General features: G+C 30.5%; 13 protein-coding genes. All 13 read left to right on the top strand.

From position 1 onward, the window contains the following. The first annotated feature begins 2 nt into the window (after positions 1-2). The 13 genes from IEW75_RS01205 to IEW75_RS01145 all read left to right on the top strand — a co-directional run bounded on the left by IEW75_RS01205 (position 3) and on the right by IEW75_RS01145 (position 14594). Positions 3-1016 (top strand): TlpA family protein disulfide reductase, encoded by a 1014-nt coding sequence (locus IEW75_RS01205; protein WP_134248215.1) that lies wholly within the window; start codon positions 3-5, stop codon positions 1014-1016. Between the two features lie 98 nt (positions 1017-1114). Continuing rightward, complete coding sequence (locus IEW75_RS01200; RefSeq protein WP_134248214.1) at positions 1115-2653, top strand: aminotransferase class V-fold PLP-dependent enzyme; 1539 nt, start codon at positions 1115-1117, stop codon at positions 2651-2653. Positions 2654-2700: 47 nt separating this feature from the next. Continuing rightward, positions 2701-3285 carry a HupE/UreJ family protein gene (locus IEW75_RS01195; protein WP_134248213.1) on the top strand — a complete coding sequence of 195 codons (585 nt, stop codon included), beginning with the start codon at positions 2701-2703 and terminating at the stop codon, positions 3283-3285. Positions 3286-3338: 53 nt separating this feature from the next. Then, a complete protein-coding gene (locus tag IEW75_RS01190; RefSeq protein ID WP_134248212.1) occupies positions 3339-3758 on the top strand; it encodes a deoxycytidylate deaminase in 420 nt (139 codons plus the stop codon). Next, positions 3758-5383, top strand: a complete 1626-nt coding sequence (locus tag IEW75_RS01185) for a S41 family peptidase (protein WP_134248211.1) — start codon at positions 3758-3760, stop codon at positions 5381-5383. Before IEW75_RS01190 ends, IEW75_RS01185 begins: the two co-directional genes overlap by 1 nt. A gap of 55 nt (positions 5384-5438) precedes the next feature. Beyond that, positions 5439-6185, top strand: a complete 747-nt coding sequence (locus IEW75_RS01180; RefSeq protein ID WP_134248210.1) for a UDP-2,3-diacylglucosamine diphosphatase — start codon at positions 5439-5441, stop codon at positions 6183-6185. 115 nt (positions 6186-6300) lie between these two features. Beyond that, positions 6301-7308, top strand: coding sequence for an AAA family ATPase (locus IEW75_RS01175; RefSeq protein ID WP_188703951.1), 1008 nt, complete (start codon positions 6301-6303; stop codon positions 7306-7308). Positions 7309-7361: 53 nt separating this feature from the next. Next, on the top strand, positions 7362-8234 hold the full coding sequence (locus tag IEW75_RS01170; protein ID WP_134248209.1) for a DUF58 domain-containing protein: 873 nt from the start codon (positions 7362-7364) through the stop codon (positions 8232-8234). Positions 8235-8248: 14 nt separating this feature from the next. Further along, on the top strand, positions 8249-9844 hold the full coding sequence (locus IEW75_RS01165) for a hypothetical protein (RefSeq protein ID WP_134248208.1): 1596 nt from the start codon (positions 8249-8251) through the stop codon (positions 9842-9844). 2 nt (positions 9845-9846) lie between these two features. Continuing rightward, the gene (locus tag IEW75_RS01160) at positions 9847-10851 is read left to right on the top strand and encodes a vWA domain-containing protein (protein ID WP_134248207.1); all 1005 of its coding nucleotides are present in this window, start codon (positions 9847-9849) and stop codon (positions 10849-10851) included. Positions 10852-10881: 30 nt separating this feature from the next. After that, a complete protein-coding gene (locus IEW75_RS01155; RefSeq protein ID WP_134248206.1) occupies positions 10882-11931 on the top strand; it encodes a VWA domain-containing protein in 1050 nt (349 codons plus the stop codon). Beyond that, positions 11921-12727: a tetratricopeptide repeat protein gene (locus IEW75_RS01150; protein WP_134248205.1), complete on the top strand. Its 807-nt coding sequence runs from the start codon at positions 11921-11923 to the stop codon at positions 12725-12727. Before IEW75_RS01155 ends, IEW75_RS01150 begins: the two co-directional genes overlap by 11 nt. Before the next feature lie 97 nt (positions 12728-12824). Next, positions 12825-14594: a BatD family protein gene (locus tag IEW75_RS01145; RefSeq protein WP_134248204.1), complete on the top strand. Its 1770-nt coding sequence runs from the start codon at positions 12825-12827 to the stop codon at positions 14592-14594.

The following is a 14594-nucleotide window of genomic DNA, read 5'->3' as shown; positions in this document are numbered from 1 at the left end:
GAATGAAAAAAATAACAATAGTAGTAAGTGCAGTTTTATTGATGCTATCATGTAAACCAGAAGCACCAAAAGATTATGTAACTTTATCAGGAACAATTACCAATCCAAATTCAGATTCTTTAATTGTTGCACAAAGACAAATATTAAAAACCATAAAAGTAAATGAAAATGGAACGTTTTCTGACACTTTAAAGATAGTAGCTGGAACTTACATTTTATTTGATGGAACAGAACAAACAAGAGTTTATTTAAAGAATGGATTCGATTTAAACCTTACAGCAAATACGAATGAATTTGATGAAACAATAACCTATACAGGTAATGGGTCAGAGGAAAATAATTATTTAGCCCAAGTTGCCTTATTGCAAGAATCAGTGTTGGAAGATGAAGCTATGTTTGAATTAGAAAAACCAAAGTTTGACGCAAAAGTTGAAGATATAAATTCTAAATTTCTAAATTTATTAGCCGATTCAAAAATTGCAGATACCGCTTTTGTTGCAGCTCAAACAAAACAAATTAGCAGTCTAACTGATTATATAGCAGGTTCATATGAAGAAAAACAATATATGCTAACTGTTTTGGCTAAAGGAAAACCTTCTCCAAAATTTGAGGGTTATGAAAACTTTAAAGGAGGGAGCACTTCTTTAGGCGATTTAAAAGGTAAATATGTTTATGTAGATGTTTGGGCAACTTGGTGTGGACCTTGTAAAAGAGAAATTCCATTTTTAAAAGAAGTAGAAAAATCATACCACGATAAAAACATTGAATTTGTAAGCATTTCTATAGATAAGGCTAAAGATCACGAAGCTTGGAAAACCATGGTTGCTGAGAAAGAATTAGGAGGTGTTCAATTATTTGCAGATAATGATTGGAATTCAGATTTTGTGAAGGAGTACCAAATTAAAGGAATTCCTAGATTTATTTTAATAGATCCACAAGGGAATATAGTTTCTCCGGATGCACCAAGACCATCATCAGAAGATCTTATAGCACTATTTGATGAATTAAAAATATAATACTTTTTAACCTTCTACTAAGTTATTGATTTATACTAATTTTAATTAATTAGCATGTTCCTCTATATTAGGAATAGCAAACAAAAATAGTTTATGCAATGAGTTTTTTATCTAACATATTTTCTAAGAATAAAGAGAAACTTAATACAATTGAAGGTGAAGAAAAACCTTCAGAATTAGAAATTTATTTTCAACAGTTTAGAGAAAATATAGTTGGAATAGAGCAATCTTTCCAATCTCCTTACGGAGAAAAAGAAATTATTTATACAGATTGGACAGCTAGTGGAAGATTGTACAGACCTATTGAAGAAAAATTATTGAATCAATTTGGACCTTTTGTTGCCAATACACATACCGAAACTTCTATCACAGGATCGGCAATGACCATGGCCTACCATAAAGCTAGAAACATTATTAAAAACCACGTAAATGCAAATGCAGACGATGTTTTAATAACCGATGGAACTGGAATGACAGGGGTTGTAAATAAATTTCAACGTATTTTAGGATTAAAAGTGTCAGAAAATTTAAAGGAATATACAAATGTACCAGATCTGTTAAAACCTATTGTTTTTATTACACATATGGAACATCACTCTAACCAAACATCTTGGTTAGAAACTATTGCAGATGTTGAAATAATACCTTGTCAGGAGTCTGGTTTAATATGTTTTGATAGTTTTAAAAAAATATTAGAACAGTATAAAGAAAGACCCATAAAAATTGCTTCAATTACAGCTTGTTCAAATGTTACAGGTATTAGAACAGATTATCATAAAATAGCAAAAATAATTCACCAAAATGGTGGTTTATGTTTTGTAGATTTTGCGTGTTCGGCACCATATGTAGCTATAGATATGCATCCAGCAGATGAAGAAATGTATTTAGATGCAATTTTCTTTTCACCACACAAATTTTTAGGAGGACCTGGAACTTCAGGCGTGCTTATATTTAATAAGAAATTATACAAAAACTTAGTACCAGACAATCCAGGAGGAGGAACCGTAAATTATACAAACCCTTGGGGAGATCACGATTATGTAGATGATATTGAAACAAGAGAAGATGGAGGTACGCCGGGTTTTTTACAAACTATAAAAATTGCACTTTCGATTCAGTTAAAAGAACAAATGGGAATTGATAAAATACTGGCAAGAGAACATGAAATTAATGAAGTGGTTTTTGAAAAAATCTCTAAAATACCAAACCTTAAAATTTTAGCACCACAACACCAAGACAGATTGGGTATTTTTTCTTTTTATATAGAAAAAGTGCATTTTAATTTAATTGTAAAATTGTTAAACGATCGTTTTGGAGTACAAACTCGTGGAGGATGTTCTTGTGCAGGAACCTATGGTCACTTTTTATTACACGTAGATCAAAACACTTCAAAAGGAATTGAAAAGAAAATTTTAGACGGTTGTATGGTAGAACGCCCAGGATGGATTCGCATGTCAATTCATCCAACAATTACAAACAAAGAAGTGTTATATGTTTGTGAGAGTATAAAACAAGTTGCAGAAAATTATAAAGTTTGGGGAGAAGATTATGAATACAATGCTGGTAAAAATGAATTTGTTCATAAAATGGCAACCCCTATTGAAAATAAGATTGTAAATAATTGGTTTAACTCATAATTTAAGGAAGCAATTTTTTCTATATTTGAATCCATAAATTTTTTTAAATGGATTCACTTACATTTTTTCTCAAAGAAGGCTTGTTTCATGTACTAGATTGGAATGCTTACGATCATATTTTATTTTTAGTAGCATTGGCTGTTGTGTATGATTTTAAAAATTGGAAAAAATTAATTTGGTTAATTTCACTTTTTACAATTGGACATACCTTATCATTAATTTTAGCAGCCTATAAAATTGTATCGGTAGATCCAAAATGGATAGAATTCCTAATTCCTGTAACCATAATTATTACTGCAGTAGTTAATATTTTGTATGTTAAAAACACTACAAAACAAGTAAAAACAAACACTAATTTAGTTTTTGCACTCTTTTTTGGATTAATACATGGCTTGGGTTTTTCAGGGTATTTTAAAATGTTAATTGGAACCTCAGAAAGTAAGTTTCTTCCTTTATTAGAATTTGCTTTGGGAGTTGAAATCGCTCAAATAATTGTGGTGTTAATAATTCTTATTTTAGGATTTATTTTTCAAACCTTGTTTAGATTTTCAAAAAGAGATTATATATTAATTATTTCGTCCATAGTTATTGGTGTAGTTTTGCCAATATTAAAAGCAACTATTTTTTGGTAAAATTTTAACTTGAAGTTAATAGTATTCTTTTTACTTTCGTAACAATCATAAAAATGAATAAAAAACAATTAAAATATGATACCGCCTACATGAGAATGGCATTGGAGTGGGCAAAACTATCCTATTGTGAAAGAAAGCAAGTAGGTGCATTAATTGTAAAAGATAGAATGATAATTTCTGATGGTTTTAATGGAACACCAACAGGCTTTGAAAATTGCTGTGAAGAGGAAGGGAACACAAAATGGTATGTGTTGCATGCAGAAGCAAATGCTATTTTAAAAGTTGCAGGTTCTACACAATCTTGTAAAAATGCTACGTTATATATTACATTATCGCCATGTAAAGAATGTAGCAAATTAATACATCAATCTGGTATTAAAAGAGTGGTATATGCAAATGAATATAAAGATACTTCTGGCGTACAATTTTTAGAAAAAGCAGGAGTTGAGATAACGTATCTTAAAGATTTATAATGATAAATAAGAAAGCAAGTTTACCAATATTTTTAGGATTGGCAGTAGCCATTGGAATCTTAATAGGAAGCTCTATTAACTTTAAAAATAAAGCTGTTATTTTTAGTTCAAATACAACAGAAGCTAAAATAAAACGCTTAATTAATTACATACAATACGATTATGTAGACAAAGTTGATACGGATAGCCTCTTAGACGATGCCATTACTAATATGCTTGTTAAATTAGATCCACATTCTGTGTATATTCCAAAAGAAGAATTAAAACAGGTAACTGAAAATTTACAAGGAAAATTTGTAGGTATTGGAGTTTCTTTTTTAATGCACCAAGACACTGTTACCGTAACAGGTGTTATTGAAGGTGGTCCAAGTTTTAAAGCAGGAGTTAAAGCAGGTGATAGAATTATTATTGCAGATAAGGATACACTTTTTGGAGAACAATTGGTTAAAAAAGCAGGCGTTAGTGAAAAAGAAAAAGGAACTTTATTAGCTAGTAGAAAAATCTCTGAAGCTGTAATGAAATCGCTTAAGGGTGAAGCGGAAACTAATGTTTTACTTACAGTTTACAGACGCTCAACAGATGAAGTACTCGACATACAAATTGCAAGAGACGAAGTTCCTATTAAAAGCGTACCTGGTTATTATATGATAAATAATACCTTAGGATATATCAATGTTGAGCGGTTCGCCAGAACTACTTATTTAGAGTTTAAATTGGCATTAAATGAGTTAACCATCAAAGGTATGAACTCTTTAGTGCTGGATTTAAGAGGAAATGGCGGTGGTTATATGGATATTGCAAACAGTATGATTGATGAATTTTTGGAAGATGGAAAACTCATTGTCTTTACCAAAAATAAAAATGGAGAAGTAGATAAATCATATGCAACTAAAAAAGGCGATTTTGAAGATGGAAATGTATATGTTTTAATTGATCAAAATTCTGCTTCTGCAAGTGAAATTGTTGCAGGTGCCTTACAAGATAATGATAAAGGAACTATTGTTGGTAGACGATCATTTGGAAAAGGATTGGTACAGCAAGAAATGGATTTAGGAGACGGTTCAGCTGTTAGACTTACAACTTCTAGATACTATACGCCAACAGGAAGATCCATTCAAAAACCTTATGCGGAACATAACACAAAACTATACAATAGCGATTATTTAAACAGAGTGCATAATGGAGAATTAATTTCAAAAGATAGTATTAAAGTGATTGATACGCTAAAATACACGACGCCTAAAGGAAAAATTGTGTATGGCGGTGGAGGTATAATACCAGATGTTTTTGTACCTATTGACACATCCCGAACTTACAATAGAATGATTTACAGAGGGTTAAATAGCTTTGTTTTTAAATATATAGATTCACATAGAGAAGAGTTGAATGCATGGGAATTAGAAGACTTTGTTGCTAAATTTGATGAAGATGAAAAGATTTTTAATTTGTATTTAGAAGAGTTAGATTTAAAAGTTCCAATGGGACCGAAGTCTAGAGAAGATTTAAAATTATACTTTAAAGCTTTTTTTGCACGCGATTTATTTGACCAAACAGGTTATTTTATGGTAACTCAAAAGAAAGATAATATGATTTTAAAAGTTATTGAGTTAGAAAACAGTAAATAGTTTTTATTTCAAATTAAAACTTAATTGTAACTTTATACTTTAATTCATCTTTATTTTGACAACCAATAAAAAAATATATTTTGCATCCGATCAACATTTTGGAGCTCCAACAGCTAAATTAAGTAAAATCCGAGAGCAAAAATTTGTAAGTTGGTTAGAAGCTATAAAAACCGATGCAGAAGTCATTTTTTTATTAGGAGACCTTTTCGACTTTTGGTTTGAATATAAAAAAGTTGTTCCAAAAGGATTTATACGTGTTTTAGGGAAACTTGCCGAATTAAGAGATAGTGGCATTCAAATTTATTTTTTCGTAGGCAATCACGACCTTTGGATGCAAGATTATTTCGAAACCGAATTAAATATTCCAACATTCCACAAACCACAAGAATTTACTTTTAATAATAAACTGTTTTTAATTGGACACGGAGATGGTTTGGGTCCAGGAGATAAAGGTTATAAGCGCATGAAAAAAGTGTTTACAAATCCATTCTCAAAATGGTTATATAAATGGTTACATCCAGATATTGGCGTTACGTTAGCTCAATATTTATCTGTAAAAAATAAATTGATTTCAGGGGAAGAAGATGTAAAATTTTTGGGTGAAGAAAACGAATGGTTGGTGCATTATTGTAAAAGAAAATTAATCAAAAAAAAGTTTGATTATTTTGTTTTTGGGCATCGTCACTTGCCAATGGAAATTCAACTTACAAAAAAATCTAAATATATTAATACAGGCGATTGGATTTCCCATTTTACCTATGCGGTTTTTAATGGGGAAGAAATGGTGTTAAAATCTTATTAAACCTGAGGTTCTGTATTATTTTTTAACCAATTTTTAACAACATTTAAAAAAATAATTGTGCTATTTGCATTGTGATATAAACCATGTTAAATTCACGCCTTTAAAAACTACAAAAATGATTGAAGAAAATAACGTTTCTATTGATATTAAAGCTATCAATGAAAAAATTGAAAAAGAAAGTGCCTTTGTCGATTTGTTAATAATGGAGATGAACAAAGTTATTGTTGGTCAAAAGCATATGATAGAACGATTGTTAATTGGCTTGTTAGGAAATGGACACATTTTATTAGAAGGTGTTCCAGGTTTGGCAAAAACCTTAGCAATTAACACACTAGCAAAAGCTGTACAAGGAGATTTTAGTAGAATTCAATTTACACCAGATTTATTGCCAGCCGATGTTGTTGGAACTATGATTTACAGTGTAAAAGATAACGATTTTACCATAAAGAAGGGGCCAATTTTCGCAAACTTTGTATTGGCAGATGAAATTAACCGTGCACCGGCAAAAGTGCAATCGGCATTGTTAGAAGCTATGCAAGAGCGCCAGATTACTATTGGTGATACTACTTTTAAATTAGACGAACCATTTTTAGTAATGGCAACTCAAAACCCGGTAGAACAAGAAGGAACTTATCCTTTGCCAGAAGCGCAAGTTGATAGATTTATGCTAAAAACAGTAATTGACTATCCAAAAATAGATGAAGAGCAATTAATAATGCGTGCAAACTTAAAAGGTAGTTTTGGAACAATAAATGCAGTAGCTTCTGTAGACCAAATTAATAGAGCAAGAGAGGCTGTAAAAGAAGTATATATGGACGAAAAAATTGAGAAATATATACTAGATATCATTTTTGCAACACGATATCCAGAAAAATATAATTTACCGGATCTACAAGGGTTAATAAGTTTTGGAGCTTCACCACGTGGAAGTATCAACCTGGCAATGGCAGCAAAATGTTATGCATTTATTAGAAGAAGAGGTTATGTAATTCCAGAAGATGTACGCGCCGTTGTGCACGATGTTTTACGTCATAGAATTGGAATAACTTATGAAGCAGAAGCAGAAAATATAACTTCAGAAGATATCATTAATCAAATTGTAAATATAGTAGAAGTACCCTAAAAGCCTTTGGGCATTAGTCATTAGCTAATAGCCAAAAGCCAAAAGCTAAAAAAATGGATACTAAAGAAATACTTAAAAAAGTTCGAAAAATAGAGATTAAGACACGCCGTTTGTCTAATCATATATTTTCAGGTGAATATCACAGTTCGTTTAAAGGGCGTGGTATGACTTTTTCTGAAGTGCGTCAATACCAATACGGAGATGATGTTAGAGCCATAGATTGGAATGTTACTGCACGTTATAATGAGCCTTATGTAAAGGTTTTTGAAGAAGAACGTGAGCTTACAATGGTATTGATGGTTGATATTAGCGGTTCAGAATTTTTTGGTACATCACAACAATTTAAAAAAGATACACTTACTGAAATAGCTGCAACATTGGCTTTTTCAGCAATTCAAAATAACGATAAAGTAGGTTTATTACTGTTTTCTGATCAAATGGAATTGTTTATTCCTCCTAAAAAGGGAAAAAGCCACGTACTTAGAATCATCAGAGAATTAATAGAATTTAAACCAAAAAGTACGAGAACTAACATCAACGAAGCCTTAAAATTTTTATCGAGTGTAATAAAAAAGAAAGCCATTGTTTTTGTGCTTTCAGATTTTATGGATACACATTACGAGCGCACATTAAAAATTGTTGGTAGAAAACACGATGTAACAGGTATTAGAATATACGATCAAAACGAAGTTTCTATGCCAAACCTTGGAATGGTCCCAATGCTAGATGCTGAAACAGGAAAAACATTGTTAGTAAATACAGCTTCAAAAAGTGTGAGAAAAGGTTACGAACAGTATTATAAAAAATCGGTAGAATATTTTGAAAAAACATTTACACATAGTGGAGCAGGTACCATAAGTTCCCGAATTGATGAAAGTTATGTGAAAAAATTATTAGGTTATTTTAAACATAAAGGTGCAAGATAGAAGTGAATTATAACATGAAGAAACAACTATTTTATATATTATTTTTTATTGGTTTTATTGGAATTGCGCAGGAAAAACCTGTTTCAATTTCGGTAGATACTACAACTATTAGAATTGGTGAGCAAATACAATATAAAATTTCTGTAAATGAAACCAAGAATGTAATATTCCCTGAATTTAAATTAGATAGTTTAGGTAAGGTTGAAGTTGTTGAAGCCTTAACAATAGATACTTTAAAAAATAAACTAGAAAAAAAATACCTTTTAACGAGTTTCGATAGCGGGCAATATGTAATTCCACAACAAAAAGTACTAATCAATAATAAACAATTTTTAACAGATTCTTTATTAGTAAACGTTGCAACGGTAAAAGTAGATACTACCAAACAAAAAATGCACCTTATAAAATCAATTAAAAGAGAGCCGAAAACTTTTGATGATTATAAGCATTTATGGTGGTGGGCTATTCCAATATTGTTATTATTTGCATTGATATTGTATTTCATTTTTAGAAAGAAAATAGAAAAAGCAATTCCAAAGGTATACGTCGCTCCAATTCAAGAAGCGATGCAACGACTTAAAGAGCTCGATGAAAAACAGCTATTGCAACAAAATAAAGTTAAAATTTATTATTCTGAACTAACAGATATTGTTAGAACGTATATAGAAAAAGATATAAAAATTCCAGCGTTGGAATCTACTACTAATGAGTTGATTGAAACTATAATAGATTTTAACGAATCCAGTAAATTAGGAATTTCAAAAGAAACTATTAAACAATTAGAAGAGGTATTAAAAAGTGCCGATTTGGTAAAATTCGCAAAATATAAACCTATTATTGAAGAGATAAAAAGTGATAGAAATACCATTGAAGAAATATTAAAAAATACACAGAGTGCAGTTCATATAACCAACTTTAAAAAAGAAGATGCTAATACAGATATTGAAGAGTCTATTTTTGTAGAAACTCCTGTAAAAAAGAAATCATCTTTTAAAAAGTATCTAATTATTATTTTGGCAGCTATAGTTATCGCAATTAGTGCTTTAGGATATTTTGGGTATAGATATGTGAAAAAGAATATTTTAGGAAAAACTACTTCCGAAATGATAGAAGAATCGTGGTATAAAGCATCTTATGGCAATCCAAAAATTACTTTAGAAACTCCAGAAATATTAACGGTGCAATCTGTACAACTTCCAGATAATGGAGTATCTTCAATTGGAGATTTTTCAATTTACACGTATGGAAGTCCAATTAGTAATTTTTATATAGCAGTTTCAACTACTCATTTTATTAGTGAATTGGAGCAAATGGATTTAGATCTAGGTATTAACGGAGCACTTAATGGAATGGAAAAACAATTAAGCACCAGATTTACCAACATTAAAAAAGAAACTATTAAAATTGATGGAATCAAGGGAAAAAAAGCATCAGTAGAATATAAACGATTAAATGAAGGAACCCAATTACATGAAGATTACAAATTAACAATGTTGTTTTTTGCCGATACAAAAGGAATGCGGCAAGTATATGTTTCTTCTTTATGGAGCGATGATTCAGCTGAAAGTGTAGTGAATAGAATTATTAAATCAGTATCCTTAAAACAATAAGTATGTTTCAGAATTTTGAATTTTTACATCCGCAGTTTTTATGGTTATTAGTTTTAATACCAATACTTGCAATTTGGCTTTTTTTAGTTCGTAAAAAAGAAAGTGCCACATTAACAGTTTCAAGTTTAAAAGGTTTTGAAGTAAAACCCTCAACGCTATCAAAATTAAAACCGTTTTTACATGTTTTAAGATTGGTAGCACTAACATTATTAATAATTGCTTTAGCACGCCCAAGAAATGTTTCAGTTAGTAAAAGAACTAAAACAAACAAAGGAATAGACATTGTTATGGCAATTGATGTTTCTGCAAGTATGTTAGCACGCGATTTAAAACCAAACAGATTAGAAGCACTAAAAAAAGTGGCGACGGAGTTTGTAAATCAACGACCTAATGATAGAATTGGAATTGTAGTCTATGCAGGTGAAAGTTTTACACAAACGCCAATTACAAGCGATAAAAGGATTGTTAGAAACACCATTTCAGATATAAAATGGGGACAATTAGATGGCGGAACAGCTATTGGAATGGGATTGGGTTCTGCGGTAAATAGATTAAAGGAAAGTAAAGCAAAAAGTAAGGTTATAATTTTATTAACAGACGGTGTAAATAATACAGGTTTTGTAGATCCTAAAACTGCCACAGAATTAGCTGTTGGTTTAGGAATAAAAGTGTACACCATTGGTTTAGGAACCAACGGAACAGCCTCTTTTCCGTATGCAAAAGATCCAAGAACAGGAAAATTATTATTTAGAAATTCTCCAGTAGAAATAGATGAAGAATTATTGCAATATATAGCAAAAGAAACAGAAGGTCAGTATTTTAGAGCAACAGATAATACAAAGTTAAAAGCTATTTATGAAGAAATAAATAAGCTTGAAAAAACAGAAATCGAAGAATTTAAATATTACAATTATCAAGAAAAATATAGATTATTAGCGCTTTTAGCAGGACTCTTAATCTTAATTGAAGTGCTGCTAAAAAACACCCTATTTAAAAGTTTTATTTAATTGAGAACCAAAAACTAACAACTAATAAAAATGTATCAAATAGAAGAACCAACATATTTTATTTACTTAGCAATTATTCCAGTAGTATTTGTAATGTTTTTGTTGGTGCTTTGGTGGAAAAAAAGAACCCAAAAACACTTTGCAGACAAAAACCTTATTGAAAAACTAAGTCCCGAAAAATCAAGTTTTAAATCGTTTTTAAAAATTACTGTAATTTGTTTAGGCTTGGCTTTTCTTGTATTGTCTTTAACAAACCCAAAAATGGGAACTAAGTTAGAAACAGTTAAAAGAGAAGGTGTAGATATTGTTTTTGCGTTAGATGTTTCTAAAAGTATGTTGGCAGAAGATATTGCACCAAGCCGTTTAGATAAGGCAAAACAAATTATTACCAGAGTAATAGAAAATTTAGGAAGCGATAGAATCGGTATTATTATTTATGCTGGTAATTCGTATCCTTTACTGCCGATTACAACAGACCATGCAGCGGCAAAAATGTTTCTTCAAAATGCAAATCCAGATATGGTTTCAAGTCAGGGAACAGCAATAAATGATGCTATAGAAAGGGGAATTACCTATTTTGATAATGATGAACAGACCAACCGATTTTTATTTATAGTTTCAGATGGTGAAGACCACGAAGAAAATACGGTTTCTTTAGCAAAAGATGCAACAAAACAAGGTATTAAAATATATACAGTTGGAGTTGGAACAGAAAGAGGAGCTCCAATTCCTATTAGAAATAATGGTTCGGTTATTAGCTATAAAAAAGACAATAAAGGTGAAGTTGTAATTACCAAAATGGTTGAATCTGTTTTAAGAGATATTGCAGATGAAGGAAATGGCAAATACATTAACGGAAACAAAACACAAGAAACTATAAATACTATTGAAGATATTTTATTGAAAGCTGAAAAAAGTGAATTTGAAACAAAGAAATTTGCAGATTTTAAAGACCAATTTCAGTGGTTTTTAGGTATTGGACTTTTGTTTCTAATAATAGATGTATTATTGCTGGAGAAAAAAACAACATGGGTTCAAAAATTAAATTTATTTAATCAAACTGAAAAGAATGAAAAATAGATTCGTACTTATATTTTTATGTTTTACAAGCTTGGTTTTTTCGCAACAGAAAAATTCCGAACAGCTAGAGCGTGAAGCACGAGAAGATGTTAGAGAAGGAAACAAATTATACAATCAATTAAAATTTGATGAGGCCGAAGTTGCTTATAAAAAAGCACTTTCTAAAAATCCAAATTATCCAAAAGCTTCTTATAATTTAGGAAATGCAATTTATCAGCAAAATAGAAATAAAGAAGCTGTTGCTCAATTCGAATTGGTTGAAAAAACAGCAACAGATAAAATAAGTAAAGCTGAAACCTATCATAATATGGGAAATGCTTTTATGAATGAAAAGCAATACGATAAAGCTGTTGCAGCGTATAAGAATTCAATGAGAAACAACTCTAAAGACGATGAAACGCGTTATAATTTAGCGCTAGCTCAAGAATTGTTAAAAGACCAGCAGAATAAAGACAACCAAGATAATAAGGACAACAAGGATAACAAAGATAACCAGGATAATAAAGACGACAAAAACAAAGATAAAGAAGGGGGAGGCGATGAAAAGAAAGACGATAATAAAGATCAAAAGGATAAAGGAGAAGATAAAGAGGACGATAAAGGAGACCCAAAAAACAATGATGAAAAGAAAGATGAAGAAAAGAAACAAGATCAAAAACCACGTCAAAATCAATTATCACCTGAGCAAATGAAACAGTTGTTAGAAGCTATGAACAACGAAGAAAATAAAACTCAGAAAAAATTAAATGCTGAAAAAGCAAAAGGGAAAAAAGTTAAACAAGAAAAAGACTGGTAATTAAAATGAAACACCCATCACTAAAACTTTATTTTCAGATAGGTTTTAGAAGCTAGGATGTTCCATCTGACCATAAGATGACAATAAATATTAACAGATGAAATTATTGAAGTTTTACATAGTAACTATTTTATTATTTACCTCGCAAGTGTTTTTTGCTCAAGTTGAGCTTAAAACAACTGTAAGTAAAGACAAATTAGGTGTAAATCAGAGATTTAGAATTGTTTTTACAGTAAATAAACAAGGAGCGGATAATTTTAAAGCACCGCCATTTACTAATTTTAAAGTGGTTGGTGGCCCAAGTTCATCGGTAAATCAATCTTGGATAAACGGAAAAGCTAGCTATGCCCAATCTTATATTTACATTCTTGAACCCAAAAAAGAAGGTGAATTTTTAATTGCTCCTGCTGAAATAGAATATAACGATCAAATTATAAAATCCAATGCCGTTAAAATTACTGTTTTAGATGCAGTAGAAATTCCTAAAGATCCTAATAATCCAGAATATATTGCACAACAAAATATTCATTTAGTTGCTGAAGTTTCAAATTTAAATCCTTATGTTGGTGAAGGAATTTATGTTGTTTATAAACTTTTTGTGAGTGAAAATATTAGTGTTAACGATTGGCGCGTAAGTGAATCTCCTCAATACAGTGGCTTTTGGAATCAGGATATTGAAGTAAAAGATATCACCGTTAAAAAAGGAAAATACAACGGAGAAGATTACAGATACATTGTTTTAAAACGGGCGGTATTAATTCCACAAAGAGATGGAAAATTAAAAGTAGAGCCAATAAAAATGGATTTTTCGGTTGGTATTCCAACAGGTAGAGGTGATTTTTTTGGTAATATGATTACAAAAAATATTAATTATGCTACGGCATCTGCTATAAGAACTGTAAACGTAAAGCAATTACCAGAAAAAAATAAACCTATAGATTTTGCTGGCGCAGTAGGAGATTTTGACTTTCAAATTAAAGCAAATAAAAATGTACTAAAAGCAAATGATGCTGCGCAATTAACAGTAAAGGTTTCAGGAAAAGGAAATTTAAAATTATTTGAAATTCCTAAAATAGTTACACCTGTAGAATTAGAAGTATATACTCCAGAACATAAAGAACAAGTAACAACATCTTTAACAGGTTTACGAGGAACTATTTCAGATATTTACACGGTTGTGCCACAATATAAAGGAAAATATAAAATACCAGAGGTTGCATTTTCTTATTTTAATCCTACAGAAGAAAAATATATAACAATTACGGCTCCGGCAACAATTGTAGATGTAACCGAAGGTAAAGAACTGCCGTCAGTAGCCAATAATAAAGAGGTTACAACACCAAAACAGAATGTGGTTGTTACTGGTAATAATTTTAGATTTATTGCCTTAGATGCAAATTTACAGCCTAAAATTAAATCAGAGTTTTTAAATTCAAAATTATTTTACTTACTACTTTTGCTACCATTTTTAGCAATTCCAATAGCAATTATCATCGGAAAAAAACGCGCACAACGTGCAAGTGATGTTTTTGGAAATAAAATTAGAAAAGCAGATAGATTGGCAAAAAAATATTTATCTGAAGCTAAAAAACAACTTGGAAATCAAGAAGCATTTTATGTTGCTCTTGAAAAAGCATTGCATAATTTTCTAAAAGCCAAATTACAAGTAGAAACTTCTGAAATCTCTAAAGAAAGAATTTCAGAAATATTAACTGAAAAAAGCGTTGATGCTGCAATAATTAAACAGTTTGTAGAAGTGTTAAACGATTGCTATTTTGCACGTTATACCCCAACAACAAATGTTATGATGGAGCAAGAATTTGAGAAAGCAAAAGAAGTAATAACCAATATAGATAAGCAATTATAA

This window comes from Lutibacter litoralis (assembly GCF_014646675.1).
Taxonomy (GTDB): domain Bacteria; phylum Bacteroidota; class Bacteroidia; order Flavobacteriales; family Flavobacteriaceae; genus Lutibacter; species Lutibacter litoralis.
The sequence above is the reverse complement of the archived record's forward strand: the minus strand, read 5'-3'. Positions and strand labels throughout refer to the sequence as shown.

Excerpts from the sequence above, each read along its gene's own strand:
- IEW75_RS01155 (WP_134248206.1), top strand. The coding sequence starts at position 10,882 with ATGTATCAAATAGAAGAACCAACATATTTTATTTACTTAGCAATTATT.
- IEW75_RS01205 (WP_134248215.1), top strand. The coding sequence starts at position 3 with ATGAAAAAAATAACAATAGTAGTAAGTGCAGTTTTATTGATGCTATCA.
- IEW75_RS01185 (WP_134248211.1), top strand. The coding sequence starts at position 3,758 with ATGATAAATAAGAAAGCAAGTTTACCAATATTTTTAGGATTGGCAGTA.
- IEW75_RS01195 (WP_134248213.1), top strand. The coding sequence starts at position 2,701 with ATGGATTCACTTACATTTTTTCTCAAAGAAGGCTTGTTTCATGTACTA.
- IEW75_RS01190 (WP_134248212.1), top strand. The coding sequence starts at position 3,339 with ATGAATAAAAAACAATTAAAATATGATACCGCCTACATGAGAATGGCA.
- IEW75_RS01170 (WP_134248209.1), top strand. The coding sequence starts at position 7,362 with ATGGATACTAAAGAAATACTTAAAAAAGTTCGAAAAATAGAGATTAAG.
- IEW75_RS01145 (WP_134248204.1), top strand. The coding sequence starts at position 12,825 with ATGAAATTATTGAAGTTTTACATAGTAACTATTTTATTATTTACCTCG.
- IEW75_RS01200 (WP_134248214.1), top strand. The coding sequence starts at position 1,115 with ATGAGTTTTTTATCTAACATATTTTCTAAGAATAAAGAGAAACTTAAT.
- IEW75_RS01175 (WP_188703951.1), top strand. The coding sequence starts at position 6,301 with ATGATTGAAGAAAATAACGTTTCTATTGATATTAAAGCTATCAATGAA.
- IEW75_RS01150 (WP_134248205.1), top strand. The coding sequence starts at position 11,921 with ATGAAAAATAGATTCGTACTTATATTTTTATGTTTTACAAGCTTGGTT.
- IEW75_RS01160 (WP_134248207.1), top strand. The coding sequence starts at position 9,847 with ATGTTTCAGAATTTTGAATTTTTACATCCGCAGTTTTTATGGTTATTA.
- IEW75_RS01165 (WP_134248208.1), top strand. The coding sequence starts at position 8,249 with ATGAAGAAACAACTATTTTATATATTATTTTTTATTGGTTTTATTGGA.